Here is a 25,251-nt window from a genome sequence, read left to right as displayed (position 1 = left end):
GTGTCGTTCCGGTGGGTGACGTTCTCGCAAAGAAGGGTCCACATGGCGACGCAGCACCGTGACTTGAGAACCGGCCGGCCAATCTGGCTGGACCGTCCAGCGCAAACGGTCCGTTGCGAGCCACTTTCCAATAATCTTACGGTTGATGTGGCCATTGTGGGTGCAGGCATCAGTGGGGCACTCATCGCCGAAAGTCTGACTGAGGCTGGGTTGTCAGTGGCGGTTTTTGACAGACGCGCACCGGTAACGGGCTCGACCCCCGCCAGCACCGCGCTTCTGCAATTTGAAATCGATGTCCCGCTTCACCAGCTTGCGAAAAAGATTGGTGTCGCGGATGCTGAACGGACGTGGCGACGCTCAAAGCTTGCAGTCGATATCTTGCGGGAGCGAACCCGTCGCCTTGGCATATCCTGCGAAATGAAGAACAGGGATTCGCTGTATCTGGCTGGCGATCTTCTCGATGCCGATGGGTTGCAGCGCGAAGCAGACGCCCGCCGCCGTGCTGGTTTCGAAACCCAACTCCTGTCTCGCAAGGAATTGAAGGTACGATTTGGTATTGATCGCCGGGCAGGCTTGATGTGTTTTGACAATATCGAGGCCAATCCACGCAAGCTGGCGCATGGTTATTTGCGTGCGGCGGTCTCCCGTGGAGCAGCAGTATACGCACCCATAGACATTGCTTCCGTTGAATCCCATCCCCGGCATGTGATTGCAACAACAACCCATGGTCGGAAAATCCGCTGCAAACATCTTGTCTATGCAACGGGTTATGAAATACCCGACCAAGTACCGCAAAAGGGCCACCAGATTATTTCAACCTGGGCTCTGGCAACGCCACCGCAAAAGGAAAGTCTCTGGCCCGAACGTTGCCTGATCTGGGAGGCATCCGATCCCTATCTCTATATGCGCACCACGCGGAATGGCCGTATCATCGTTGGCGGCGAGGATGAGGATTTTGAGGATGAAGCCAGACGCGATGCCAGACTGCCCATGAAAACCAAGGCAATTCTGCGTAAACTCAAAAAGATGTTTCCTGATGTGATTGCAGAAGCCGATTATGCGTGGACAGGCTGTTTCGGAGCAAGTGACACCGGCTTACCGTCGATTGGAGAAATACCCGGTATGAAACGTTGCTATGCCGTACTCGGATATGGTGGCAACGGCATTACGTTTTCCATGGTCGCTGCACAAATAATCCGGGGGCTGATCACCGGGACCGGCGATACGGACGCCGATCTTTTTTCGTTCAGATAGATCCCCTTTTTGAAGACAATTTTGAGCAACGCAGAATTTGTAATGAGTTGAAAAGCGCGGACGCCTCACTGTCGACGCGTCGCCATTGGGCCGTCCGGGATAGTTTGCTATGCCTATTTTGGCAGATGTATCGGGATGGATTCCAGTTCAAACAACGGCATAAATTCGTCAGGCGGAGCCTGATCGCATACGAGCATATCGACGTCTTTGACTGTTCCGAGCTGCACCATGCCTGTATGACCGAACTTGGAATGATCAACGGCCAATATAGTGCCTGCTGATTGTGCCATAGCAGCGCGAACAGTTGAAACTTCCCCCGGTTCATCGTCACCCATATTGCCATTACGATCAACGCCACTGACGGAGACGATGGCATAATCGAACTTGAACTTCTTGATGAATTCAGGCGTATCGGCACCATAAACGCCGCTGTCGCCGGAACGGACAAAACCACCGGGGATGGCAACGACAAAATCGGGATTGGTACACAAAACGTTTGCCGATCGGAGGCTGTAGGTCAAAATCCGAAGTTTACCGTGGCTGGTCAAAGCAGCTGCTATTGCCTCACATGTCGTACCGGTATCCAGAAAAAGCGACGCTCCTTCTGGAATGAGGCCTGCCACGATCTGCGCGATTTTCTCCTTTGCCAATGCATTATCTATACGGCGTTGGCGCAAAGCGATGGGAGAGATAGACCGGGTGATTGCGACGCCACCATGCAGCCTGCGCGCCAGGCCATTCTGTTCAAGCGCTATGATGTCACGTCGCGCTGTCTGTTCATTGACGGCGTAGAGCTCGACAATATCATCGAGCGCCAAATAGGAATTCGCTTCCAGCCGCCGCAGGATGTCCCGTTGCCGTCGCTCTTTCTTTCCTTCTGCAATTTCAGACATGCGGCTGTTCATTCTCCGGGGTTTGTGGTCGTTTCAATTATCATTGTCGGCAAATGTAATTCAAATGAATGAACTTGGGCAGGACTTAGTTTTTGCAGACATGCATGTGGTTTCGGCTCTCAAATATTATATATCTTGTCGGGGCAGGGGATCGCGGTGTCATGATCCGGGTGCCAGAAAGATCTGGAACTTTGGCACAATCCTGTTCCATATACCGTCTAGATGCGAGCAATCGATATATGCCGGATCAGCGCGTGCAAGTGCAACTGATGATCTAGTCAGAGATTCCAACCTTCAGGATTTTGGCATGGTCCGGGCCCAACAAGCGAAGGGCCCGTTGATTCTGACCATGATTTCAATGCGAGGGGCGCGACTTCCTAAATTCCTGTGCCGTCGAGCTGTTGGGCGTCGTCGCCTTCCCACGGTGATGGCATGGAGCTGCCATCAAGATTGGCAGTGGGCATTGGCATCCAGCACTTCAATTCCGGCTCGGCATATTCGACAAGGCGGCCAGGTGAAGAATCGGAAGCACGCCAGCCCTCTGTACCGAACTGATCGCCCTTTGACCAATAGGCGAGGTCAACTTCTGCCGGTCCCTGTTCGGACGGGCGGATCGTGACAAGGATTCGACGGCCGTCTTTTGGTGCTGTCACCATGTGGCGCCAGTGGTCAGGTTCATCCATCGTTTTCCTCCTGTCTTGCTACGGATTTCAAGTGTTGCCCTGCCATCGAAAACGGTCAACTCAAATTTTCACAGCCAACATACCTGTGATTTCCCGCAGGTTAGCCAGGTGCCTTGGGCAAATGTGGCTCGCTGAGGGGAGGTCACCCGGAATCCGGCCTGAGCTTGACTCCGAAAGTTCGAACGTTGATTGATGCTCGCGCGCCCAAGCACTATCTTGACCATATTGGTGGCTCTGATCGCTCGGTCTACACTTTATCCTTTCAGCACCCATTTATCTCCATCTGTCAAAAACTGAGAGGGGACTCTCATGAAAAAGGAGGATAGCTGCCAATGAACGACACCTCTGCTGCTTCTAGCAAGCCCGATTTCACGATGGCTGACTTTCTAAGCACCTATCGCTATTGGGCGCTGTTTTCTTCCTCGCTTTTTGTCGCGGTGGGCGGGCAAGGGCTGAACTCAGTCTTACCTTTGATTTCGCAAATTGCTGGAAGCAGCGCCCAAACTATCGGAATCTTCTATCTCGGCTCCTCTCTTGGTTGGGTTATCGGCGCCTTCGTGGCGTTTATGGTGGCGCCGCGTCAAGGCTGGGCGGCCCTGGTTTCGCCTATTCTCGTTTGCGGCGTTGTCACTATCGGTTTTCTTGCGATGCCTGCGTTTTGGGGATCGCCCGTGTTTCTGTTTCTATTTGGATTAGCAGTCGGGACGGTTCGGGCCGTTTTCCCTCTCGCGATAGCGATATTCCTGGTGGGTGGGCGACCGGGCAAAATCGACTTCGCCTGTGCTCTCACTCTGATATCAACGACAATACTGACGTCACTCTTCGCTCCGATGGGTGCGGCGTTTTTGTATGAATTCAATCAAAGCGGTTTGCCTGTTGTCTGGGGTTTTTTAATCTGTCTGTTACTTGCGATGCTGGTTCTCTTGCCGGCCCGCGACCTTGGCTTTGATGAGCCTGCGCGCCCTCGCCACAAGCCGCTACCGCCGCGTCAACGATCGCCGATCATGGTCGCTATTATCTTGGTGACGCCGGCAATCGTGCTTCTTTTGACAGGGCTAATTGCCTTTTTCTTTCAGCGGAGCGAATTCGGCGCCACTGGCTCCTTCGCCCTAATCCCTTCGGTTTTGCTGCTCGGCGTTGCCGTGGGTGTCCTCATCTATTTTGCCTATTGGGTTTATCATATCCACGGGGAGTTGGCGGGCGCCGTGGCCTCGCAGCGGCTGCTCACCCCCTTGGCCGCAACACTGATCGCGATCCTTGCACCGCTGGGATTGCCGATTCTGGTGATGACCCTTGGCGATCTTCTCAACGACCGCGCACGCGACAGTGGGCAGGGCACCTCGATCTCGATTACCTGGCTCGCTGTCTGGAGCATCCTTTTGCCACCCATCGCCATTGCCATGATCCAGAATGCGGCGAACAAAAGCTATACGAAGGTCTAGCCTGCGAGACGGCGGTGGTCGAGGAGTGTGGAAAGGTCTCCACCCCGGCTGCGCTATTCATAACAAATGAAGTCAAGTGTGGCTGACGCCGATACTGAGCCCGAGCCGCCCGCCGAGAGATATGCTTTGAGCGCCACCGACGTGCATCCTGTCTGCGGTAGCCAGAAACCAACATAAGTCGTTCTATTTCCGGCGGCTGTGGAAGGAACGGTCACGGTACTGTCCAGCAACTGGCGCAACTTGACGCGCGTGTTGCCTATTGCGTTGCGGGTCGGCGTTTCTTTCGCGACGAGGCGCAGCTTGGCATTCGCTGGGAGAGGAGGTGTCGCATCGATGCGAACGATCACCATGGTGGAAGACGATGCGTTCTCGCCGATGATGACATTGCCAAGTCCAGCCGCGTCTGGCGCCAGCACGTCTTCTGAGAACTTGCCTGTCAGGCTTTCAAACAGCCGCGCCTCAATCTTCAGTACCGGCTTTGCCTCCTGCGCAAAACCAGACTGTACGGTGACAACAAAAACGATGAAGGCGAAAAGGCAACCCATCACGGTTCTCAAAAGCCAATCCCTCGATTTCGTTTAACTATCGGCTTCACCAGTGCCGCCTGGGCATGGCTGCTCCGGTAATGTGTAAAGGTTGAGGTATGGTATTGGATAGCTGCTGGTTACACCAGTGGTCTACCGTCACCTCCAACCAAGTGCGGGGGCGATGTGGGTTAGGATTGCTTCAAGGACATGTGCATTGTAATCGACGCCCAGCTGGTTTGGCACCGTCAACAACAAAGTATCTGCTTCCTTGATGGCCTCATCTTGCGCCAGCTGTTTTATGAGTGCTTCAGGCTCGCCAGCATAAGTCCGACCGAAAATGGCTCTCGTATTTTCATCAATATGACCAATTGAATCACCTTCCCTGCCGGCGCTGCCAAAGTAAGCGCGATCACGGTCGTCCGTTAGCGCGAAGATGCTCCGGCTGACTGAAACACGCGGTGTCCAATTGTGGCCTGCTTCCTTCCATGCCTGACGGTACGCACGTATTTGCGCCGCTTGCTGAATGTGGAATGGCTCGCCCGATTCATCATTTTTCAGTGTAGAACTTTGAAGATTCATGCCCAACTTGGCGGCCCAGACAGCTGTTGAATTAGAGCCAGCACCCCACCAGATGCGTTTTTGTAAGCTTTCGGAATGCGGTTCGAGGCGCAATAGACCAGGCGGGTTCGGAAACATCGGTCTTGGATTTGGTTCGGCAAAGCCGTCGCCTTTGAGCAGGCTCAGGAAAACCTCTGCGTGCTGACGACCCATATCGGCGTCTGTGGCGCCATCCTTCGGCTGATAGCCAAAATAGCGCCAGCCATCGATGACCTGCTCCGGTGAGCCTCGGCTGAGCCCAAGCTGCAGACGACCGTTCGAGATGAGGTCTGCTGCCCCGGCATCTTCGGCCATGTAGAATGCGTTCTCATAGCGCATGTCGATCACAGCTGTGCCGATTTCGATCTTTTTGGTTTTCGCTCCAATTGCAGCCAATAGCGGGAAGGGCGAGGCCAATTGCCGGGCGAAATGATGGACACGGAAATAGGCACCATCTACATCCAGTTCTTCAGCCGCGACGGATAACTCGATCGACTGGAGAAGCGCATCTCCTGCCGAACGGGTTTGCGATTGTAGCGAAGGTGCCCAATGGCCAAACGAAAGGAAACCGATCTTCTTCATGACTACCCATATCTCAAAAGGAGCAGACCCTGTTGCTCCGGCGGGTCGTATATGGGAGTGGTTCGTAGTGGTTGTAAGTCAGTTGAACACTGTGTTCGAAGAATGGTACCAGACGCGTTCGGGCGCCCAAGACAAGCCAGTTTGGCTTTCGCAAACTACGCTGATCTGACACACACGTTTCGAATAATAAATATAGGTTGGTGCTTGAGTATCTGCATACTGAAGCCTGTCCATTGAAAGTCAGGTTGATTCAGAAGCCGCCGCTAATTGCGAGAAAATATGAAAAATCGCATTCTGTTCTTTGGTGTATTAGTCGCTTTCGCACTGCTGTTGCCCTTTCTTTTCAAGCACCCAGAACCCATCAGACCTCCCTTCATTCAACCAAAAGTCGAAGAAGTTCCTACAAGGCTGTATAGGGACAGTGCAGGTCACGAGGCGCGTATCTCAACTCCTCTGCTCGACGCATTTCTATACGCTGGCGACAGCAATCTCTGCTCGGAATTCAAAGAGATGACCAAGAATGCGGCTGAAGCAGCATCCGAATTTACCGAGCTGTGTATCGATCTGTCGAGTGGAACGCCAGTTGAAGTCAGTCAAAAAAGAACAAGTATGGCGATTGCGATCGCTGATAATGATGAAGAGTTTTCATTTTCGTTTCCCAAAGATGATGCCAGTCAGGATAAGCGCGTGGTGCTCGGATTATCCGCACTGAAAGCTGCCCTTGATATTCTTCCACCCGATGAAGCTGCCGCAGCTATGGAGGTCTTGAACAATGTCTGGATCGCCAGGAATGCGAGCGCATCTTTTAGCAGATATTCTCCATCCTTCCTTTTTGGGTCCGCCATGCGGGTGGAAGCGGGTGAAGCCATGCTCAAACTCTGCCCGCTCACCGTGCGTCCAGATTGCAACCTGTATGTTCCCTCTGGATTATCTGGAGCACTGGAGGAACTTGGCCGCTGGAAATCTGATGTGGGTTTGCTACTCCGCTCGGCTGAGTTGCGGGAACGCGAAAATGCTGGCGTGAAGGAACCTAACAAACGAAGCGAGCTGAAGTTTGCCCAAGATTTCTCCAGTACTCTTGGGTATGCAAGCGAAATTGATCCCGGCACAAACAGTGCCCGTGCGCGCAGAGGWGTTAAACCTCTGGAGGATTGGTTGCTTAAATATGAAAGCAGCACCGACGAACGCCAATTGCAGTATATCTACAGCTCCGTGGGGGCTGCGTATGGGCGTATCGCGCAAAACACCGAACAAAATGCAGATGCGGAAAAAGCGCTGAAATATAATAGTTTGACATACGACATTGAGCGCAAACTAAACCCAGACGGCGCAAGTTGGCAGACAATGGTCAACCTGGGCGATGATGTGCTTCTCCTAGGGGAACTGGAGCATGATCAAGCGGGCTTTCAAAGGGCTGTCAAATTGCAGCGTGACGCTTTTGCGCTTACGGAAAAAATAAATTCCCAAGAATACTCTGCTTACGTAAATATGAAGTTGGCCCGGACGCTACAGCACTATGCGGAGGCCGATTTCCCCGATGTCGCCGATGCAGAAAAGATCAATATGCTTGAGGAGGCAATAAAACTGGCCGAAGGGGTCAAACCTCTATTCGAAAAAACAGGCACCACTTCATATCTGCAGATCATAAATCGTGTACTCATCAATGCAAATGCCCAACTTGCAAAATTGCATGTATCGACAAAGCCAAAAAGCGACTGAGCGGCATTCATATCGGGGTTGGTGCATCGTAGAGCATTAGGCCAAGATCACTCCGCGATTGGGCTTCGGCCAACCAATATGGTGCAAAGGCGGGTGAGGAGAGTCGTCAGCACTGATGCACTGTGAAAGAGTTCAGTCAAGCACTGCGATTACCAAGTGTTGCTAAAAGTACTCGCCGATTTTACCCTGCTTCTGTTACACAATCGGCAGGCGCGTCATGCCTTCAAAAGAAAGACAAATAATGATTGCAGCAGGAAAAGTAGTCACCTTCGGTCTTTGCGTTATCGCGACGATATTTTCCGGCATGGCGGACGCGCAATCGGCTACCAAATGCACCCCTCACGAGCAGCGGGTTGCTAAGGCGATCAAGGAAGGTAAGGCCTTATTGAAAGAGGAAAAATTCAAAATCTGGATAGATAAAGGTTTACGGGCTGATGCCCCCTACAACAAAAAGCCCTACACGACATATCTGGCCTGGTATGGCCGTATCGGCAGCTTAAGCGCAGCCCCAGATGGGTCCCACACCCCGGAGATGACGAAGTTTTTTGAAACGCACGGTTTCACTCCGTCAGCCGCTTATTCCATCATTGAAGACTATGCGCTTTACGGTAAACCAAACTCGAGTGTCGATCTGGACTTTGAAGTAAAAATGAATGCCTTTCACTGCCCTTAATAACTGATTTTCATTTCCAGCTTGTGTAATCACCGGCGACACAGCCAAACGGAGCGCGATCGTGGCCGAACCGCTTCTTGAGCTGCTCACAACCCCAATTGTTCAGCGGCGCAGGCATGAGATTGTTAATATCCATCCCGGGCGACTGAAACTGGGTCGCAGAGCTTGTCACATACCAGAGCCAGAAGCCGAACACACCAACGACGATTAAAAGCAGCACGCCGAAGAAGTTTCGGAGCTGCTTCCAGATAGAGATTGTCTTTTTGGGTTCTTCGACCAGAAGCGGTACGTTTTGATCGCCTTCATAATGATAGGCGAATGGTGCAAGAGCTGCCACGCGCTCGTCTTCGGTTAGTTTGATGCGCTGTAGGTTACTGTCCAGAAGTACAGGGAGTGCGGTGTTACCGTGCCTGACGGCCAGTCCTACGGCTTTGCCATTGGCGGCTCCGATTATCAGCGGCTCCTGCCCGTCTTTCATCCGCGTATACACGGATCGTCCCGTCTTATCGTGAGCAATCTTGTCATTGTATGTGATCGAAAGGACGTTGCGCTTACGGTCAAATGCCGTGAGTTCAACCGGGACAGGCGTCAATTTGGCGGGCTGCTTCAGTTGGCGATTAACACGCCAAATGCGCAGACCGAAAAACACCATGGCCAAGCTCATACCGCCAAGTAGGACGACAAACACCGAGAGTGTCACAATGCGGTTCCAGAGCATATCCAGACCAAGGCTCATCGTCGCCAGTTCCGGATGATCTGCCGAGATCACCAAGCCAGTTTCATAATCCCCGGTGTGAAAATCGATGAACATAATCTCGACCGCAGTGTCGTAATTCTGTCCCTTGTAACTGTATACGAGACGAGCCTCGCAGTCAGTGAAGATGGCTTTGCGTGTCGTGCAGTGCCCGTTCCGCACGTCGCCATTTTCAAGCGTCATGGGATTCTGGCTTATCTGGAAATCGCGGATCACACCCGGCGCTTCCCAGACGAACAGGAACACGGCAATTGCCAGGATAATGGGTGTTGCCCAGAAGTAAGCGCTTGGCGTGGAGATCACGTTTGGCGCCAAAGAGAGCTGGCGATTGGGAAGAACAAGCGAAGGCTGCAACATTGGATATCTCACATTTGATGGTACAACGCTTTTAGCGCTTCAGGCAGCGGCCGATGAAGACCTGACGGTATGATATGGCAGAGGCGTTCTGACGTTAAAGTCCGAGGGGGCATAAGGAATTGTCGGGCGGATGTGCCGGAGTGTGGGCGTTATTGAGTTAACGATCCAGATCAGGGCTTTTGGCATCATTGTCAACGGGAACGAGCCGCATTTCGAGCGAGCAGTGCCTTGAAAAGAGGCGCGCAGAACCCGGCTAATATGGCGCCTCCGACCACCCAGCCAAGCGCTTCGCCGCCAAGCAATTCATCGCCGACATATGCTGCGGCGATGCACCCGATGCCGGCCAGTAGCGCCCGCCCAACCCAACCTGAAACTGTCATTGTTAACCCCGGGCTTTTGCAGCTAACAACGTTCAATATTTTGAAGGAAACGTCTATACCTCACCGCAAATAGCTCTTGGCATAACAAGCTGATGGCGCCAATGCTTTGAATAAGTCAGGAATATTTGATGTTCAAAGGTTCCGCTTCTTTATTTACTTCGCCCGAATCTACTGGAATACCATTGATGGGTCGACTGAGTATAACGATTAGATCGAAGTGTCTTGCGCGACCTCGGCCCGTATCGCCTGCATAGCAATGGGGATTGTTGCGAGCAACCGAGTTAACGACACGCCATCGCGCGCCTGCACGGAGAAGCCGTGTAGAACCGTGGCGTAATAGTCACCGAGAGCCTGTATATCTGTATTTCGCCGCAATTCACCTTCGGTTAGGGCGCGTTTCAGACGCGCGACGAGAGATGCAGCACGGCGGCGGCGATAATCGGCCAGGAATTCCCGCACACCGTCATTCTCCACCGCGCAGTTCGTCGCGGCTGACACCACCATACAGCCTTGCGGTCGGCCTTTGCGGGTATAAGTTTCAGCGGCTTCTCGCAGACTGCGTTCGATTGCACCGGCGGCTGTCAGTTCCTGCTCCAGTGCGCGTGTCGCAAAGCCACCTTCCTCTGCATCGTAAAGTGCGACCGCCTCGCGAAACAATGTCTCCTTTGATCCGAAAGCGGCGTAGATGCGTGCTGAAGCAATGCCTAACGCATCTACGAGATCGGCCATCGATACCCCTTCATAACCTCGGTGCCAGAAGGCATCGCGGGCCTTGGCCAAAGCCACGTCCCGGTCAAATTCTCTCGGACGTCCTGCCATCACAATCTCCATTCCTGAGTGAACAACAAATAATTCGCTTGACCACGCGATGCAAGTTTCTATTATTTGTTGATCAACAAACAATTGCCTTCAATTTGGAGAGTGACATGAACACAGCGGAACGTGCTGAGGTGGGCCCAGCATCGGGTATCAATGCGCAAAGGGGTGCAGCGCTTGCTTTGCTTGCCTTTGCCCAGCTCATCTATTCCCTCGACATCAATATCGTCTTTGTTGCCTTGCCCGAGATTGGTACCGGCCTTGGTTTCTCAGGCCAGACCCTGCAATGGGTGGTCAGCGCCTATATGGTTTTGTGCGGTGGCTTCCTGTTGTTCGGGGGGAGGGCAGCGGATTTGATCGGCCAGCGGCGCATGTTTATCTTCGCGCTCTGGCTCTATGCGCTGTCTTCACTGGCGGGAGGATTTGCGACATCACCGGGAATTATCGTTGCGGCGCGAGCCGTGCAGGGTGTTGGGGCTGCGTTCCTGTTTCCCGCTACGCTCTCACTTGTCAACCGCCTGTTCGCCGAAGGACCGGAGCGTAACCGCGCGCTGGCTGTATGGGGCGGAGCAGGTGCAAGCGGTCTTAGCATTGGAGCGTTGGCTGGTGGTTTCCTGACAGCTACCTGGGGTTGGCCCGCCATTTTTTACGTGAACGTCGTGCTGGCTGGTATAGCCATTCTCGCCACCTTCTTTGTCATCCCGTCCGACCCGAAGCGCCAGCAGCGACGTAGCTTTGATCTGCCCGGCGCTTTGACGGTGACGGCCGGAGCGACGTTGCTGGTCTTCGCATTGATTGAAGGCCCCGAGATCGGCTGGGGAGCATCAAGGGTCATCGCGGCGCTTGTCTTGTCAGGGGTATTCCTGATTGTCTTCGCCGTGATCGAGGCGCACAGCGCCGATCCGCTGATGCCGCTGCGCTTGTTCGGCAATCGAAGCCTCGTTGCAGGGATGACGATCACCTTCCTCTATATGGGCACCTTTGGTGCACTGCCTTACTTCCTGACCGTCCTGTTCCAGAATGTGCAGGGCTTGAACGCGCTTCAGACGGGTTGGGCATTCCTCATACCCTCGATCGCTATCGTAGTCGGCACGCAAGCCGGTGAACGTCTGGCGAGGCGCGCGTCTATCCGCACGACGTTGATCATCGGCATGATACTGGGTGCGGTTGGTACGGTGTTGCTGGTACCTGGTGCAAATGCAGATAGTATATATCTGGCCATTGTACCGGGATTGATCGTCTCGGGAATAGGGCAGGGCATCGTTTGGACCGGCATGTGGATTGCTGCCGCCTCCGGCGTGCATCATGATGAGCAAGGTGTCGCCTCGGGGATGGCCTCCACGACGCTCAGTGTCGGCAATTCCATCGGCCTTGCTACCCTGATCGCCATTTCCAACCGACACGTCGGTGGATCGGAAGGGGATAGCTTACGTGCCGCTGTAGCTGATGGCATACAGCTTGCCTTCTGGCTTGCTGCAGCCGGCATCCTTGTCAGTCTCGTCGCCGCCTTCGCCCTGCCGATCAAGGCAAAAGAGTCTATATGATGAATGGTGGGTGAAGCCTTGCAGAGAGGGCGACTGCGAAACAAGTGGTATCGCACCAAGCGAAGCAATGCCCGAACATGCGGTGATGGAAAAAACAAAAGCCGGGCATTCCATCGAAGCGCCCGGCTTTCAAAATCAGCGGTTTCTCATCGCGCCGGCGGTGCATACATGAGGCCGCCTGCATTCCACAGCGCATTGATACCCCGGGCAATCTTCAACGGGCTGCCAGTTCCAAGGTTGCGGTCAAACATCTCGCCATAATTGCCCGTTGTCGACAGGATGTTGTAGATCCAGCGCTGGTCGAGGCCCAAGGGTGCGCCGGTATCACCCTCGGCGCCCAGAAAGCGCTTGATCGACGGATTGCCTGAATCCATCTGCTTGGCGATATTTTCCTTGGTTACTCCGAGTTCCTCCGCCTCAATCAGGGAGAACAATGTCCAACGGACAATGTTGAACCAGCGATCGTCCCCCTGACGTACGGCGGGCCCAAGCGGTTCCTTGGAAATGATCTCGGGTAGCACCATAAAGCCATCGGGATCGGAAAGCGTGAGGCGCTGCGCATAGAGCGCCGAAGCGTCGGTTGTATAGACATCGCAGCGGCCATTGTTCAGAGCAACGATGGTCTCGTCAGGACGCTCGAAAGAGATAATTTCGTACTTGATATCGTTGGCCTTGAAATAATCCGCGACATTGAGTTCGGTGGTCGTGCCGGTTTCCGTGCATAACGACGCGCCGGAAAGTTCCTTTGCGCTTTTTACGCCAAGAGATTTCTTCACCATAAAACCCTGTCCGTCATAATAGGCGGTGCCGACGAATTTGAGCCCCATGCTTGTATCGCGCGACAGCGTCCATGTGGTCTGGCGTGACAGGAGATCGGCCTCCCCCGACTGGAGTGCCGTGAAGCGATCTTTGGTTGAAAGCGGAATGAAGTTGACCTTGTCGGGGTCACCAAAAACCGCCGCAGAAACCGCATGGCATAAATCCACGTCAAAACCGGTCCATTTTCCGGTGTTATCAGCATTGGAAAAGCCAAGAACGCCCTGGCTGACACCGCAATTGACGCGCCCACGTTCCTTGATAACCGAGAGCGTATCGGCCTTGGCAGATGTGGCTGTAAAGGCTGCTGAAGCAAGCAGCAGAGCCAGAATTATAGTCCGTTTCATGATGTTCTCCCTTATTGTGATTGAATAGATGTTCCCTGCCGCCGGACGCATGCCCGGCGGATTGGCTTTTCCGCTTTTGCGATCACTGGTTCGACAAGACAGCGGTGAACGTGTCCTCCAACACGTCGATGAGATGATCCGCATTGGCCCGACTGAAAATCATTGGTGGCCGCAGTTTCAAAATATTGTCGTGCGGGCCTTCCGTGCCCATAAGCACACCCCGTTGTCTGGCACCATTGTTGATGGCGCGGGCGATCTCCGTCGCCGGGTGTTTTGTCTTGCGGTCCGTCACCAGTTCGATGCCAAGGAACAGGCCTCGTCCGCGCACATCGCCGATAACGTCGTAGCGTGCTTTCATCGCCTCGAACCTCTGGAGCAGATAGTTGCCAATATCGAGTGCGTTCTGCCGGAGATTGTCTCGCTCGATGACATCTAGCACCGCAAGGCCAACGGCACAGGACACGGGATTACCGGCGAATGTATTGAAATATTCCATGCCATTGTTGAAGGAGTCGGCAATCTCGCGTGTCGTCACCACCGCGGCCATGGGATGACCGTTGCCGATGGGCTTACCCATGGTGACAATATCAGGCACGACATCTTGCATCTCGTACGCCCACCAGTGGCTGCCGACCCGGCCAAACCCTACCTGCACTTCATCGGCGGCACAGATCCCACCGGCGGCACGTACCATGGCGTAGACTTGCTTGAGATAGCCATCGGGCAGGAACACCTGACCCGCAACGCTGGGGATCGACTCCGCGAGAAACAGGCCAGGTGCTTTACCGGCCTTGCGCATCACCTCGATCTGTTCAGCGATGTTCTCCGCATAGCGTTTGGCAATTTCCTCCCGAGGCCAATCCGGCGGTGCTCGGTAACTATCGGGAATGATTGCCTCATAGACATGCGGCATCCGACCCTTCCCACCTTTGCGCTTGTATTTGTAGGGGCTCAGATCAATCAATTCCTGTGTCGTGCCATGATAGGCCCAGTCAAGAACGATCGCCTCCTCGCGCCCCGTGTGGGCGCGCATCATCCGCAGCATCAGGCTGTTGGCCTCACTGCCGGTGCAGGCGAAGGTCGCGACCTTGAGATCGCCGGGCAGCGTTGCAGTCAGCCGCTCGGCATAGGTGACAATATTGTCGTGCAGATAGCGCGTATTGGTGTTGAGCAATCCTGCCTGCGTGGACAGGGCACTGACCACGTCCGGGTGTGCATGACCGAGATGGCAGACATTGTTGAAGCAATCGAGATAGGCCCGGCCGTGATCATCGATCAGCCATACGCCTTCCCCGCGCACGAACTTGATTGGCTCGGCATAGGAAATCGAGAGGTTTGGCAGAAGCATCGATTTGCGTGCGGCAATGATCCCCTGCCTGCTTTGCCCGGTCTGATGGAATGTTTCGCGCGGTAAGCCAATAAAATCGGCGGGGTCGGGGAAAAGCTCGGCCCAGATGGGCAGATAGCGCGCCTCACCGACGCCAAGTATGTCCAATGCCGAGAGCGCTGTGTCGACAGACAATTGCAGGTGGAGGTGCGGAGCCCAGCCGCCATTTTCGGCATGTGCACCCATTTCTCCGACCAGGTCTCCCGCTGCAAGAACATCGCCCTGGTGCAGCCGTGTCAAAGCCTCGTGCGCCAGATGACCCCAAAGCGTTGCAAAGGGTGGACATCCTTCCGGTTCGTGGAGAAGTTTGATCAGACAGCCATACCCGAGTGGATCAGGTTCGATGAGCACTTCCGCAACGGTTGCGGCAATGGGGGTGAACAGTTTCGTGCCTGCGGGCATGAACAGGTCAAGACCGAGGTGGCGCGTCCGACGCTCGCCAGCAACAAACCGGGATTCGAACATGGGCCCGGTATAGACCGAACGTTCTTCACCCCATGGACCAATACCAAGGGCGACTTCATTTTCCCTGCAATAGCTATCCCACCAATCGGTTGCCTTTTCGGGCTCCTGCGATGCGGACCAGACGGTCATAGCGTTTTTTGGATCACCGTAGGGGACCAGTGCTTTGGCGAGCGTAGCGGGATGCCCGGCAAGTACCGGCGCAAACGTGCTGCTGTTATGCCTGATCCATCCGGCAATTGCTTTTGCCCCGGATGAAGCATCGAAGCCGCAGGCATGGCGGAAAATCGCGGTAGCAAAGCCCGGATTTATAGCATCAAGGCGTCGCAGCAATGCCCAGGCGGGTGCCTCGCTTATGGCAAGATAGGGATTGTCATCGGTTTTTTCCTTGCGTTGGGCAGACAGCGTCACACTTGTCACCAGCCGCATGGCGATCAGATCGAACAGCAGTTCCACTTCCTGTTCCTGCAACGGATACTCTGCATGAAAGCCCGTAACGATGGATGCAGCCGCGCCAATCGGGTCCTCCAGATCAAGAATGGAATAGGCACAGGCAACCGCCACTTCGGCAATAAGAACGCTATGCAGCGCATCGCCGAAATCAATGAGACCTGCAATGCGTGCCGGATTTTTCGTATCGACAAGCACGTTCCAGTCATTGGCATCATTGTGGATGATTGCCGCGCGCATTGTGGGCAGACGCGGCTCCACATGGGCATCAAACCGTTTGATGAAGCGGCCAAGCAATGCGCGATCCTCAACGTCATCGATATATTTGAGGCGCTGCCGGGACAACCCGGCTGCCCGGATATCCCAGTCAAATGTCCTGAGCGCACCGGGATGCATGAAACCCTGCATCGCCCGGTCCAGTCGGCCTAGCATCTGGCCAAGGCTTTGCAGGACTTCCGGCGTGCGCTTGCATTCGGCCAGAGGCTCACCTTCCTGCCACGAAACCACGCGGATGAAATGCTGCTCGCCCGATTGGGACTGGACCGGCACAAGCACCTGTCCCTGCAACGAGCGGCGCAAACGGGGAACGGGCAGACCGGGCGAATTGGCTTCGAGATGATGCAGCAGCGCCGTCTGGAAATCGCTCTGGTCTTTCGGTTCGCTGGAGTTGACGGCCTTCAGAATCCAGATGGAGCCGTCACTGGCATCGATCCGAAAATTCTGATCACGCTCGCTGGCAAGGGAACTGACCCGGCCTTCAATGCCAAAATGATCCCTGGCAATGCCAAGTGCTTCCGCATCTGAGAATGACGGTGCCGGATGGGATAAATTGATCATGCATCAGCTCCTTTTCTCCAGAGCTTGGCATGGGGCTAAAAATCAGGCATCCGTTAATCTGCCGGTTTGGCCGTCACCGGGACGGTCTGAACCGGCATTTGGTCGGGGGGAAGAAAACAGCAATGAAGGAACTCGATGACAAGGACAGGAACATCCTGAGCATTCTTTCCCGGGACGCCAAAATTCCGCTCAAGACTCTGGCAGGCAAGATTGGCCTGTCGAGAAGTGCAACCAGCGAGCGTATTCTCTTTCTGGAAAAATCCGGCGTCATCAGAGGCTATCGTGCTGACATCGGTCAATTGAATGAAGGCGTGATCAGCGCCTACCTGCTCATCAGTCTGGTGCGTACCCCGGCACTCGGCGTGCTGGACCAGCTTGCCGCCTATCCGGAAGTGCGGCGCGTTTCATCGGTCAGTGGTCAGCTTGACCTGATTGTCGAGGTTGAAGTGTCCTCGATGAACCAGCTCAACACGATCCGCAACAAAGTGGCATTGCTGGAGGAGGTGGATGATGTGACGACATCCATCATCTTGCGTCGCGATATCGACCGGCTTGGTGGTGAAGCGGACTCATAATGACTTAGCCGTTTCATCGATCGCAGAAATGCGCATGCATGTGGTTAGAGCAAGGCGTTGCTCCCCTCTGTGGCTTTCAGCGCATAGTGTATCGGACGATCAAGTGGCCGCAAGCTTCTCTTGCACCATTTGAGCAAGCAACTGCAGTGTCGGTCGTGTCGGTGCGAAGAATGTAGTACCGGTTTGCGGCGTCGAGAAATCAAGCAACCTGTCGTACGCTCCCGGCGGGTCACCGACAAACATTCGCTCCAGCATCTTCTCGATCACCCAGAGATGCCTGGTGTAGCCAATAAAGTAAGTTCCAAATTCTTTCTGCCCTGGTCGGCCGAATGGCATGTTGTCACGCAGGATGTCGTGTTCGACCCCGTCGGCATCGACAATAGTTGCAAGAGACTTGTGCGATTTACGTGGGGCATCGTCATCATCGATTTCGATATTGTCGATCTTTGTGCGACCGATGATCGCCTCCTGGGCAGGCGTTGGCGTTCGCGCCCAAGCGTTGAGATCATGCAGATATTTTTGAACAACGACATAGCTGCCCCCGGCGAACTTGAAATCTTCATCGCCGACAAGTGCTGCTTCAGGCAGATCGAGACCGGTCGGGTTGGCCGTTCCGTCAACAAAGCCAAGCAGGTCACGTGCGTCGAAATAGCGAAAGCCTGAGACTTCATCGACGACACTCACGGCATCGCCAAGGCTGTCGAGTAGAATGCGTTCGAATTCAAAGCACAAATCAGGACGTTCGGACCGGATATGAAAGAGGAGGTCGCCCGGTGTCGACGGCGCGGTATGAACCGGCCCTGCAATTGACGCAAACGGTTTTAGTTCCTGCGGCCGTTGCTCTGAATGGAGTCGATCCCACAGATTGCTTCCGATCCCGGCAATGCATGACAATCGGCCAGATAGATCGCGGAACCCAACCGTCTTGACGAGATCGTCAAGTCCACCGAGCACTGAGAATGTTTTTGCAAGAGCGGTGGGATCGCTCGCAACGGTGACTACAAGAAAGACTGCCGCCTGTGACAGCGGTGCGTCGATACTCTGCGCGTCGATTGGCACTCTGTCCCAACTCTTGTCCGACATCCAAGACTCTCCGCTTTCTTGTTTAGCGGGTCTGATTATCAAGAAATTCCGATAATTGCACTACGCATGGAGTGCGAATGACAAACAAGATTTCTATCTGCCTTTTGAAAAGCCAGGGGGTGATCCATCGCCTTTGATGAATAGTGGAACAACGTCTATTCAGCACCGGCCTAAAGTGGATGATTTGTCCTCTGAAGAAGCGAAGCGGACACAGGTCCGCTCCGCTTTCTCGTGTCTGTCTTTACGCAGCTCGTGTTGTGGCGAGATCGTAAGAAGCAATCATTGGCGACTGCGGGCTCTGGTTTGCRTCGTATGGTGTGTACTTCACTTCCAATTTGGTGAAGTTYAGACGCACTGTTTCAACCGGACGATCACCATTGGAATCGATCGAATAGTTGGCGATCAACGTGTTGGTGAGCTTATATTCGATATAGGTCTGACCAGGATTGCCCGTTGTAACCAAATGAATGGTTGCAAGCTTTCCTGCGCTGCCGGAAACGGCTTCCTGAAACAACTTCGTTGAAGAAGAATCACTGACCTTGGTCAGGACAACTTCACTGATCGTTGGTTCAGATGCTTCGCGGTTCGCTGCCGAACCAGCCGAAGTGCTCATTCTACGGCCCACGTTAAAATGAATGGCTTCGATGTCCATCCACTGTTTATGCGTTTCCTGGGTCGCATCACCCTTGATTCCGTCAATCTGCAAGTAAATCGGCATTGTCTAAGCTCCTTGAGTCAGTAGGACTTGCGGGATATACCCTCTCTCTGGAATTGCCCAAGTAGAACGCGGGCAACATATTCACCCCCTACCATCCTTTTGTGACGGATGTTCAGGCGGATCCTGCAATAGTTTCACCGGGTCAATGGAAACAAGAAACCCCCCGGCATCATCTGTATCTACATGTACAACTTCCGGATGTAAATTCTCCAGTGTCAATTCCAATATATTGCGAGAAAGTTTTGGAAGCAACTCACGTGATATTGTTGATTCAATCGCTCTCGCACCAGTTTCCACAGCCTTGGAACGCGCAATGAGCGCCTCTGTCGCTTTGTCGGAGATGGAAAGCTCAGCCTTGTAAGAATCACGCAAGCGTTTGCGGACCTTGTTGATCTGCAATTTCGCAATCATGGCGAGAACTTTATCATCCAGAGGCTTATACGGCACGATTGTTACCCGGCCAAGGAATGCCGGCTTGAACTGCCCAAGTAACTCAGGCTGCAACATATCAACCAAAGCTTGGCCTTCCGGCATCGTATCGGGATCAGCGGCAAGAGCTGTCAAAGTATTCGTGCCTGTATTGGCTGTCATCAGGATGGTCGTATTCTTGAAATCGATGTCCCGGCCTTCACCGTCCTTCAACATACCTTTGTCGAAGACCTGATAGAAAATATCCTGAACGCCCGGATGTGCCTTGTCGATTTCATCGAGAAGCAAGACACCATACGGCCGTTTGCGCACGGCTTCGGTGAGTATGCCGCCCTCTCCATAACCCACATAGCCGGGCGGCGAGCCAAGAAGAAGTGAAACTTTATGCTCTTCCTTGAACTCCGACATGTTGATGATCGTCAGATTCTGGTCACCGCCATAAAGCATCGTGGCAAGCGCAAGAGCTGTTTCAGTTTTACCAACACCTGACGTTCCGACCATCAGGAAGACACCTGGCGGGCGCCTGTCGTCACCAAGATTGGCGCGCGCTGTGATCATTGCATCCGAAATGAGGGCAATAGCCTGATCCTGCCCGACGACGCGCTCCTGAAGGCGCGCTTCAAGTGTCTGCACGGCTTCAACAAGACTGCGCACAAGGCGGCCCACGGGAATGCCGGTCCAACGGGCAGTCACGGCGGCAACCGTTTCGCGGTCAACCACGCGATGGATCAGCGGTGACTCTCCCTGCAGCAAGCGCAGTTCCTTCTCCAGCAACCCAAGCTTTGGCCTGTTTCCCGGCTCGTCAAAGGCATTTTCGACCTTGTCGGCGACATCAACGAGAGACTTCTCCTGCTCAAGCCGCGTGGTAAACGTCTTGGCTGTTGCCTCCAAAGTCGCAAGCTGGGTCTCAATCTCCACAAGACGTTCACGACCGGTCGTTGTTTCCGGTTCAAGCTCTAGCCGCTGTTTCTCAAGATTCAGCAGATCAATCGCCCGATTTGCATCCTCGATCTGGGCTGGCACAGTGGCGCGGGAGATAGAGACCGCTGCGGCAGCCGTATCGATCAAACTAACCGCTTTATCAGGCAACTGCCGCCCTTGAATATAACGCATGGACAGCGAAACAGCCGCCCTTATCGCCTCATCGCGGATTTTGACCTGATGGTGCTTTTCAAGCGCAGGTACGAGACTGCGGACCATGCGCACCGCCGTCTCTTCGTCAGGCTCATCAACCTTGACGACCTGAAACCGGCGGGTCAGCGCCGCATCGCGCTCGAAATACTTTTTGTATTCTGCCCATGTGGTTGCCGCGACAGTGCGAAGCTCGCCGCGCGCCAGAGCAGGCTTCAACAGGTTGGCAGCATCGCCCTGCCCTGCCTGACCGCCCGCACCAACCAGACTATGTGCCTCATCGATGAAGAGAATCACGGGAACAGGCGAGGACTTGACCTCTTCGATAACGCCCTTCAACCGGCGCTCAAACTCACCTTTGACACCGGCGCCCGCTTGCAGGAGACCAAGATCAAGCGTCAGCAATCGAATATCACGCAGCATTTCGGGAACGTTGCCAGCAACCACCTCAAGGGCGAATGCCTCAACGATTGCTGTCTTGCCCACACCTGCTTCACCAACGAGAATGGGATTGTTCTGTCTGCGGCGAACCAGAATATCGATCAACTGGCGCAATTCTGCCTCGCGGCCAACAACCGCATCAATTTCGCCGTTGCGGGCCTGTTCCGTCAGATCAATGGTGAAGGCTGACAGGAACTCTTCGTCTCCACCACGCGCCTGTGCCGTGTCCCCCGACTGGGCTTTTGGTGCCAACGGCTGCTCTGCGCCGCGCTCTTCCATCTGGCGTTCCAGCTCGCCAAGCCTGATATCTCGGGCCGAGGGCAAGGAATTGATGGTCGTGGCACGCAACGTGCTGTCGGACAGCAATGTGTGGAGAAGATCGAGTATCCCGATGCTCGTACGTCCGCTTTGCAGCGATGCGGCAATCCAGGCCTCCCGAATAACGTCAATAATGCTGGTGGAAATGGCAGGAGCAGCGGTGTTGTCTCGCGGATATCGCCCGAGAGCACGATGAGCCTCGGCTTCCAACGACGCCAGATCGCCTCCGCTACGCTGAACAACCTCGCGAAAACGATCGCTCTTGTCATTCAAGGCAAGCAGCCAATGTTCGATCTCGACATTGGAATGATTATTCCTGACCGCAATAGCAACGGCCTCTTCCAGCCCGACAACCATATCGCCATCGAGCTTTTGAACCAGCCGCCTCAGATCCAGTTTTGGCATGAATTACAACCCTGCTCCCGCTTTCGTCGCATGCACAATAGAAAAATCCACAGCAGGAAATCAATCGCCAAAGCGCGATAACTGGAAATGCCAACCATGAAATAACAATGCCCCACGATATATGACATATCCATATCACTAGTGCATTATTGTTCGCACATCGGCACTATGGGCCTTTGAAACCAGTGGCGATAGCTGTCATATGCCAATGTTCCATTTGACATATTCTTCCCTTAAGGTCCAAAACGACGTTACAGAGTTTGTGTATTTGGGTTTTGCGAATGAATAACTATGAAATTCTCGGCGTGGCGTTCGCAGGAGACAATCCTTGCGGAGTTAATTTAAGAACTGACAGTACACTTGTCTCTGTCTATCAAGCCATCCGGGATGCCCGCTCAACAGCCCGCTCCGAAGACAGGACAATCGAAAACCCCGCTATCATCAGCCAGGATGATGAGCGCAATGTGAGAAACGCTGCACCTTTTGTCCATAAGCCATCGAGCCAATGGCGCAACGTCCACGACCTCTCTTTCGAAGCCTTATCCCTGCATACGAAAGATATAGAAGTATTCTCGTGGCTCATGGAGGCTGCTGTACGCGTCGAAGGGATCAACGCTGTCGCCGAAATACTTGTTGCATTCGACAGGGTGATCAAGGAGCATTTCAACCAGATCCATTCTATTGATGATGAAGATATATCGGACAAACTCGCCCCGTTGACCGGCCTCAACGGTAGTCAGGATGACGGAACGCTTGTGCGCCCGCTGCGGCTGGTTTCACTGCTTCCAAACGAGAGTTACGGCAGACTCAGCCTTTGGGCATATGATCAGGCCTTCCGCGATCTTTCGGGACCCGATTGGGGTGAATTCCGCGACGCGCTCGAACATGTGGATGTGCACGGCTTCAGCCGCAACAAGAACGATGTGCTGCGCTCGCTCGCAGCTCTGGCCTCGATTGATGAATTTCTGACGCAGGAAAGCGGCAGCAATGTCGGCGCATTTTCCGTTTCCAGGATACAGTCGGTTCTGGACTCTATCAGTGGAGCTTATCACGAGATGGAAAAGTTCATCACGCAAGCGATCCCAAGTACATCCGCGGTTCCAGAGGTCTCGGCTTCAGCGCAGCCGGCCAAATCCGGCGTACAAGCACAGGCTCCTGTCGCTGTCGGCGTCATTCAAAACCGCGAACAGGCTTTTGATCAGCTCTTGCAGATTGCTTCGTTCTTTCGCACGAGCGAGCCAAATTCAGCTATTCCGCTTGCCTTGGAGACACTCGTTCGCCGAGGACGGATGGACTTTCTGCGCCTTCTGGAGGAACTTATCCCCCAAGATGACCTGCGTCGCGATGTTCTTCTGCGCGCTGGCATAGACGCCAATCAAAGACGAGAAGGAAATTGATTGGTTAAGCTGTCAAAGTATAAGCCGCATCCATTGGTTGAGAAAATAGTTGCTAACTCGAAATGGTTTGCAATAATCCCCCCACTTCTTAAGAAGCACACATAGGCAGGAGGCATCAATTGGCCAGCGTTCACGACAAACTCGAAAGAGTCCGCAAGCCGAGGGTACACATCAAGTACGAAGTTGAAACCGAAGGTGCCGTTGTCGAAAAGGAACTGCCTTTCGTTGTTGGCGTTCTTGGCGATTTCTCGGGCAATCCATCGGAGCCGCTGAAACCATTCGGCGAGCGCAAATTCGTTCAGATCGATCGCGATAATTTCGACGATGTGATGCGCCGCATGACCCCGGGGCTGAATATCCGCGTGGAAAATACCATCGAAGGCACGGGCCGGGAGATGCCGATCTCGCTCAAGTTCGAAAAACTTGACGATTTTGAGCCCGCATCCATTGTCGATCAGGTACCCGCGCTCAAATCCTTGCTGGATGCGCGCAACCAGCTGCGCGATCTTCTGACCAAGGCTGACCGTTCGGAAAACCTGGAAGTTCTGCTTGAACRCATTCTGCAGAACCAGGCGGATCTGAAAAAACTTGCTGCAGAGCTCGACGAACGTAAGCCTGACAGCGAAAAAGGGGCGAAATAAATGGCGACCTCCAAGAGCGCACCGCAAGGGACGACAACGACCGTTGTGACGGAGAGCCTGCTTGACGAAGCAATCTCCGCAACCAAGCAGACGTCCGCAGATCGCACGGAGCAATTGCTGCGTACCCTGACGAGCGAAGCTTTGAAGGGTACGGTTTCCTACAACCGCAATCTTTCTGTTACGATCAATAACGCGATCAAAAAGATCGACGAACTGCTGTCAACGCAGGTCGCCGAGATCATGCACAATGAGGCTTTTCGCAAACTTGAGGGCAGCTGGCGTGGCTTGCGCTATCTCGTTTACAACAGCGAAACCAGTGCAAATCTCAAGATCCGCGTATTGAACGCCAGCAAGCGTGATCTGTCCCGTGATCTATCCAAGGCGGTTGAGTTTGATCAGAGCAAGATCTTCAAAACCATCTACGAAAGTGAATTCGGCATTGCCGGTGGTGAGCCGTTTGGCGCTCTCATTGGCGATTATGAGTTTGGCAATTCGTTTGAAGATATCGAAACACTGCAGAATATGAGTTCTGTTGCTGCGGCAGCATTTGCTCCGTTCATTGCGGCAGCTGGCCCGACACTTTTTGGCTTCGACGATTTCACGGAACTGTCCAAGCCACGCGATCTGGAAAAGATTTTCCAGACCAAGGAATATATCAAGTGGCGGTCATTCCGCGAGAGCAGCGATTCCCGCTTCGTCACGTTGACGATGCCGCGTGTTCTCACGCGCATGCCTTACGGCCCGGCAACATTGACCATTGATGAATTCGACTTCAACGAAGCCATCAAATTCGGTGACAATGCGATGGACCACGGCAGCTATTGCTGGTCGAACGCCTCCTATATCCTTGGCTCACGCCTTACCGATGCGTTTGCCAAAAATGGCTGGTGTACAGCTATCCGCGGCGCGGAAAATGGCGGCAAGGTCGAATCCCTGCCAGTTCACGTATTCCAAAGCGATGACGGCGACACGGACACAAAATGCCCGACTGAAATCGGCATCACCGACCGTCGTGACGCTGAACTCGGAAAGCTGGGCTTCCTGCCGCTTTGCCATTACAAGAACACTGATTATGCCGTGTTCTTCGGTGCACAGACGACACACAAGCCTGCAAAATATGATCGTCCGGAAGCCACGGAAAATGCCGCGATTTCGGCTCGCCTGCCTTACATGATGGCGACGTCCCGGTTTGCGCATTATCTGAAGGTCATTGGCCGTGACAAGATCGGCTCCTTCATGGAAGCGGAAGATTGCCAGGCATGGCTCAATCGCTGGATCAACAACTACGTGAATGCGAACGACGATGCCGGCCCGGAAAATCGTGCGGCCTACCCGCTGCGTGATGCCCGTGTTGAGGTCAAGCCCGTTGCCGGCAGCCCCGGTTCCTACGAAGCAATCGCATGGCTTCGTCCATGGCTGCAGATGGAAGAGCTGACAACCTCGCTGCGCATGGTCGCGCGTATCCCGAAGGCGCGCAACTAAGCAATATCCCGGCGCACACACATTCGCGCCGGGAACCATGGCATTGAATGAATCGGCCGCCTTGCACAAACGGTGTACAGGCGGTCTTTCTTCCCGCGCATTTGGAAGAAT

At 54.0% G+C, this 25,251-nt stretch carries 21 protein-coding genes; 9 read left to right on the top strand and 12 right to left on the bottom strand.

Features of this window, described 5'->3' with window-relative positions; genetic code table 11:
- Positions 1-42 precede the first annotated feature (42 nt).
- Positions 43-1,254 carry an NAD(P)/FAD-dependent oxidoreductase gene (locus tag AB4Y96_RS12620; protein WP_441917736.1) on the top strand — a complete coding sequence of 404 codons (1,212 nt, stop codon included), beginning with the start codon at positions 43-45 and terminating at the stop codon, positions 1,252-1,254.
- A gap of 113 nt (positions 1,255-1,367) precedes the next feature.
- Here AB4Y96_RS12620 and AB4Y96_RS12615 read toward each other — a convergent pair whose 3' ends face one another.
- Complete coding sequence (locus AB4Y96_RS12615; protein WP_244518470.1) at positions 1,368-2,147, bottom strand: DeoR/GlpR family DNA-binding transcription regulator; 780 nt, start codon at positions 2,145-2,147, stop codon at positions 1,368-1,370.
- Between the two features lie 377 nt (positions 2,148-2,524).
- Positions 2,525-2,830 carry a hypothetical protein gene (locus AB4Y96_RS12610; protein WP_091884452.1) on the bottom strand — a complete coding sequence of 102 codons (306 nt, stop codon included), beginning with the start codon at positions 2,828-2,830 and terminating at the stop codon, positions 2,525-2,527.
- Between the two features lie 332 nt (positions 2,831-3,162).
- Between AB4Y96_RS12610 and AB4Y96_RS12605 the strand changes: the two genes are divergently transcribed.
- Entirely contained in the window at positions 3,163-4,272 is a 1,110-nt protein-coding gene (locus AB4Y96_RS12605) for a hypothetical protein (RefSeq protein ID WP_441917735.1), read from the top strand.
- 53 nt (positions 4,273-4,325) lie between these two features.
- On the opposite strand, the gene AB4Y96_RS12600 is transcribed toward AB4Y96_RS12605, so the two are convergent.
- Both AB4Y96_RS12600 and AB4Y96_RS12595 read right to left on the bottom strand, forming a co-directional pair.
- The gene (locus AB4Y96_RS12600) at positions 4,326-4,817 is read right to left on the bottom strand and encodes a hypothetical protein (RefSeq protein ID WP_441917733.1); all 492 of its coding nucleotides are present in this window, start codon (positions 4,815-4,817) and stop codon (positions 4,326-4,328) included.
- 138 nt (positions 4,818-4,955) lie between these two features.
- The gene (locus tag AB4Y96_RS12595) at positions 4,956-5,978 is read right to left on the bottom strand and encodes an LLM class flavin-dependent oxidoreductase (protein WP_441917731.1); all 1,023 of its coding nucleotides are present in this window, start codon (positions 5,976-5,978) and stop codon (positions 4,956-4,958) included.
- Between the two features lie 279 nt (positions 5,979-6,257).
- Here AB4Y96_RS12595 and AB4Y96_RS12590 point away from each other — a divergent pair, with 279 nt between their 5' ends.
- Together AB4Y96_RS12590 and AB4Y96_RS12585 are read left to right on the top strand one after the other, a co-directional pair.
- A complete protein-coding gene (locus AB4Y96_RS12590) occupies positions 6,258-7,697 on the top strand; it encodes a hypothetical protein (protein WP_441917729.1) in 1,440 nt (479 codons plus the stop codon).
- A gap of 217 nt (positions 7,698-7,914) precedes the next feature.
- Positions 7,915-8,370: a hypothetical protein gene (locus AB4Y96_RS12585; protein WP_441917727.1), complete on the top strand. Its 456-nt coding sequence runs from the start codon at positions 7,915-7,917 to the stop codon at positions 8,368-8,370.
- Between the two features lie 10 nt (positions 8,371-8,380).
- Here AB4Y96_RS12585 and AB4Y96_RS12580 read toward each other — a convergent pair whose 3' ends face one another.
- The 3 genes from AB4Y96_RS12580 to AB4Y96_RS12570 form a co-directional block, all read right to left on the bottom strand.
- Positions 8,381-9,481: a hypothetical protein gene (locus tag AB4Y96_RS12580; RefSeq protein ID WP_441917725.1), complete on the bottom strand. Its 1,101-nt coding sequence runs from the start codon at positions 9,479-9,481 to the stop codon at positions 8,381-8,383.
- Positions 9,482-9,672: 191 nt separating this feature from the next.
- Positions 9,673-9,861 carry a hypothetical protein gene (locus tag AB4Y96_RS12575; RefSeq protein WP_441917723.1) on the bottom strand — a complete coding sequence of 63 codons (189 nt, stop codon included), beginning with the start codon at positions 9,859-9,861 and terminating at the stop codon, positions 9,673-9,675.
- Between the two features lie 207 nt (positions 9,862-10,068).
- The gene (locus tag AB4Y96_RS12570; RefSeq protein WP_441917721.1) at positions 10,069-10,680 is read right to left on the bottom strand and encodes a TetR/AcrR family transcriptional regulator; all 612 of its coding nucleotides are present in this window, start codon (positions 10,678-10,680) and stop codon (positions 10,069-10,071) included.
- Positions 10,681-10,787: 107 nt separating this feature from the next.
- Between AB4Y96_RS12570 and AB4Y96_RS12565 the strand changes: the two genes are divergently transcribed.
- Positions 10,788-12,221 carry an MFS transporter gene (locus AB4Y96_RS12565; protein ID WP_441917719.1) on the top strand — a complete coding sequence of 478 codons (1,434 nt, stop codon included), beginning with the start codon at positions 10,788-10,790 and terminating at the stop codon, positions 12,219-12,221.
- 146 nt (positions 12,222-12,367) lie between these two features.
- On the opposite strand, the gene AB4Y96_RS12560 is transcribed toward AB4Y96_RS12565, so the two are convergent.
- A complete protein-coding gene (locus AB4Y96_RS12560; protein WP_441917717.1) occupies positions 12,368-13,384 on the bottom strand; it encodes an amino acid ABC transporter substrate-binding protein in 1,017 nt (338 codons plus the stop codon).
- 82 nt (positions 13,385-13,466) lie between these two features.
- Positions 13,467-16,520: an aminotransferase class III-fold pyridoxal phosphate-dependent enzyme gene (locus tag AB4Y96_RS12555; protein WP_441917715.1), complete on the bottom strand. Its 3,054-nt coding sequence runs from the start codon at positions 16,518-16,520 to the stop codon at positions 13,467-13,469.
- A gap of 122 nt (positions 16,521-16,642) precedes the next feature.
- On the opposite strand from AB4Y96_RS12555, the gene AB4Y96_RS12550 reads away from it, so the two are divergent.
- A complete protein-coding gene (locus AB4Y96_RS12550) occupies positions 16,643-17,095 on the top strand; it encodes an Lrp/AsnC family transcriptional regulator (protein WP_091884485.1) in 453 nt (150 codons plus the stop codon).
- A gap of 99 nt (positions 17,096-17,194) precedes the next feature.
- Here AB4Y96_RS12550 and AB4Y96_RS12545 read toward each other — a convergent pair whose 3' ends face one another.
- From AB4Y96_RS12545 to tssH, 3 genes are all read right to left on the bottom strand, one after another.
- Positions 17,195-18,178 carry a Dyp-type peroxidase gene (locus tag AB4Y96_RS12545; protein WP_441917815.1) on the bottom strand — a complete coding sequence of 328 codons (984 nt, stop codon included), beginning with the start codon at positions 18,176-18,178 and terminating at the stop codon, positions 17,195-17,197.
- A 241-nt stretch (positions 18,179-18,419) separates the two neighbouring features.
- Positions 18,420-18,896: an Hcp family type VI secretion system effector gene (locus AB4Y96_RS12540; protein WP_113262909.1), complete on the bottom strand. Its 477-nt coding sequence runs from the start codon at positions 18,894-18,896 to the stop codon at positions 18,420-18,422.
- Between the two features lie 81 nt (positions 18,897-18,977).
- Entirely contained in the window at positions 18,978-21,620 is a 2,643-nt protein-coding gene (gene tssH / locus AB4Y96_RS12535) for a type VI secretion system ATPase TssH (RefSeq protein WP_441917714.1), read from the bottom strand.
- 281 nt (positions 21,621-21,901) lie between these two features.
- Here tssH and AB4Y96_RS12530 point away from each other — a divergent pair, with 281 nt between their 5' ends.
- The 3 genes from AB4Y96_RS12530 to tssC all read left to right on the top strand — a co-directional run bounded on the left by AB4Y96_RS12530 (position 21,902) and on the right by tssC (position 25,140).
- Positions 21,902-23,017: an ImpA family type VI secretion system protein gene (locus tag AB4Y96_RS12530; RefSeq protein ID WP_441917712.1), complete on the top strand. Its 1,116-nt coding sequence runs from the start codon at positions 21,902-21,904 to the stop codon at positions 23,015-23,017.
- Between the two features lie 119 nt (positions 23,018-23,136).
- Positions 23,137-23,658, top strand: coding sequence for a type VI secretion system contractile sheath small subunit (tssB, locus tag AB4Y96_RS12525; RefSeq protein ID WP_441917710.1), 522 nt, complete (start codon positions 23,137-23,139; stop codon positions 23,656-23,658).
- Positions 23,659-25,140: a type VI secretion system contractile sheath large subunit gene (gene tssC / locus AB4Y96_RS12520; protein ID WP_091886552.1), complete on the top strand. Its 1,482-nt coding sequence runs from the start codon at positions 23,659-23,661 to the stop codon at positions 25,138-25,140.
- Positions 25,141-25,251: the final 111 nt, after the last annotated feature.

Source organism: Phyllobacterium sp. TAF24 (assembly GCF_052113785.1).
GTDB lineage: Bacteria > Pseudomonadota > Alphaproteobacteria > Rhizobiales > Rhizobiaceae > Phyllobacterium.
The sequence above is the reverse complement of the archived record's forward strand: the minus strand, read 5'-3'. Positions and strand labels throughout refer to the sequence as shown.

What these genes read in the sequence shown, in the direction of transcription:
- AB4Y96_RS12620 (WP_441917736.1), top strand. Translation starts at nt 43, where the DNA reads ATGGCGACGCAGCACCGTGACTTGAGAACCGGCCGGCCAATCTGGCTG.
- AB4Y96_RS12615 (WP_244518470.1), bottom strand. Translation starts at nt 2,147, where the DNA reads ATGTCTGAAATTGCAGAAGGAAAGAAAGAGCGACGGCAACGGGACATC.
- AB4Y96_RS12610 (WP_091884452.1), bottom strand. Translation starts at nt 2,830, where the DNA reads ATGGATGAACCTGACCACTGGCGCCACATGGTGACAGCACCAAAAGAC.
- AB4Y96_RS12605 (WP_441917735.1), top strand. Translation starts at nt 3,163, where the DNA reads ATGAACGACACCTCTGCTGCTTCTAGCAAGCCCGATTTCACGATGGCT.
- AB4Y96_RS12600 (WP_441917733.1), bottom strand. Translation starts at nt 4,817, where the DNA reads ATGGGTTGCCTTTTCGCCTTCATCGTTTTTGTTGTCACCGTACAGTCT.
- AB4Y96_RS12595 (WP_441917731.1), bottom strand. Translation starts at nt 5,978, where the DNA reads ATGAAGAAGATCGGTTTCCTTTCGTTTGGCCATTGGGCACCTTCGCTA.
- AB4Y96_RS12585 (WP_441917727.1), top strand. Translation starts at nt 7,915, where the DNA reads ATGCCTTCAAAAGAAAGACAAATAATGATTGCAGCAGGAAAAGTAGTC.
- AB4Y96_RS12580 (WP_441917725.1), bottom strand. Translation starts at nt 9,481, where the DNA reads ATGTTGCAGCCTTCGCTTGTTCTTCCCAATCGCCAGCTCTCTTTGGCG.
- AB4Y96_RS12575 (WP_441917723.1), bottom strand. Translation starts at nt 9,861, where the DNA reads ATGACAGTTTCAGGTTGGGTTGGGCGGGCGCTACTGGCCGGCATCGGG.
- AB4Y96_RS12570 (WP_441917721.1), bottom strand. Translation starts at nt 10,680, where the DNA reads ATGGCAGGACGTCCGAGAGAATTTGACCGGGACGTGGCTTTGGCCAAG.
- AB4Y96_RS12565 (WP_441917719.1), top strand. Translation starts at nt 10,788, where the DNA reads ATGAACACAGCGGAACGTGCTGAGGTGGGCCCAGCATCGGGTATCAAT.
- AB4Y96_RS12560 (WP_441917717.1), bottom strand. Translation starts at nt 13,384, where the DNA reads ATGAAACGGACTATAATTCTGGCTCTGCTGCTTGCTTCAGCAGCCTTT.
- AB4Y96_RS12555 (WP_441917715.1), bottom strand. Translation starts at nt 16,520, where the DNA reads ATGATCAATTTATCCCATCCGGCACCGTCATTCTCAGATGCGGAAGCA.
- AB4Y96_RS12550 (WP_091884485.1), top strand. Translation starts at nt 16,643, where the DNA reads ATGAAGGAACTCGATGACAAGGACAGGAACATCCTGAGCATTCTTTCC.
- AB4Y96_RS12545 (WP_441917815.1), bottom strand. Translation starts at nt 18,178, where the DNA reads ATGTCGGACAAGAGTTGGGACAGAGTGCCAATCGACGCGCAGAGTATC.
- tssH (WP_441917714.1), bottom strand. Translation starts at nt 21,620, where the DNA reads ATGCCAAAACTGGATCTGAGGCGGCTGGTTCAAAAGCTCGATGGCGAT.
- AB4Y96_RS12530 (WP_441917712.1), top strand. Translation starts at nt 21,902, where the DNA reads ATGAATAACTATGAAATTCTCGGCGTGGCGTTCGCAGGAGACAATCCT.
- tssC (WP_091886552.1), top strand. Translation starts at nt 23,659, where the DNA reads ATGGCGACCTCCAAGAGCGCACCGCAAGGGACGACAACGACCGTTGTG.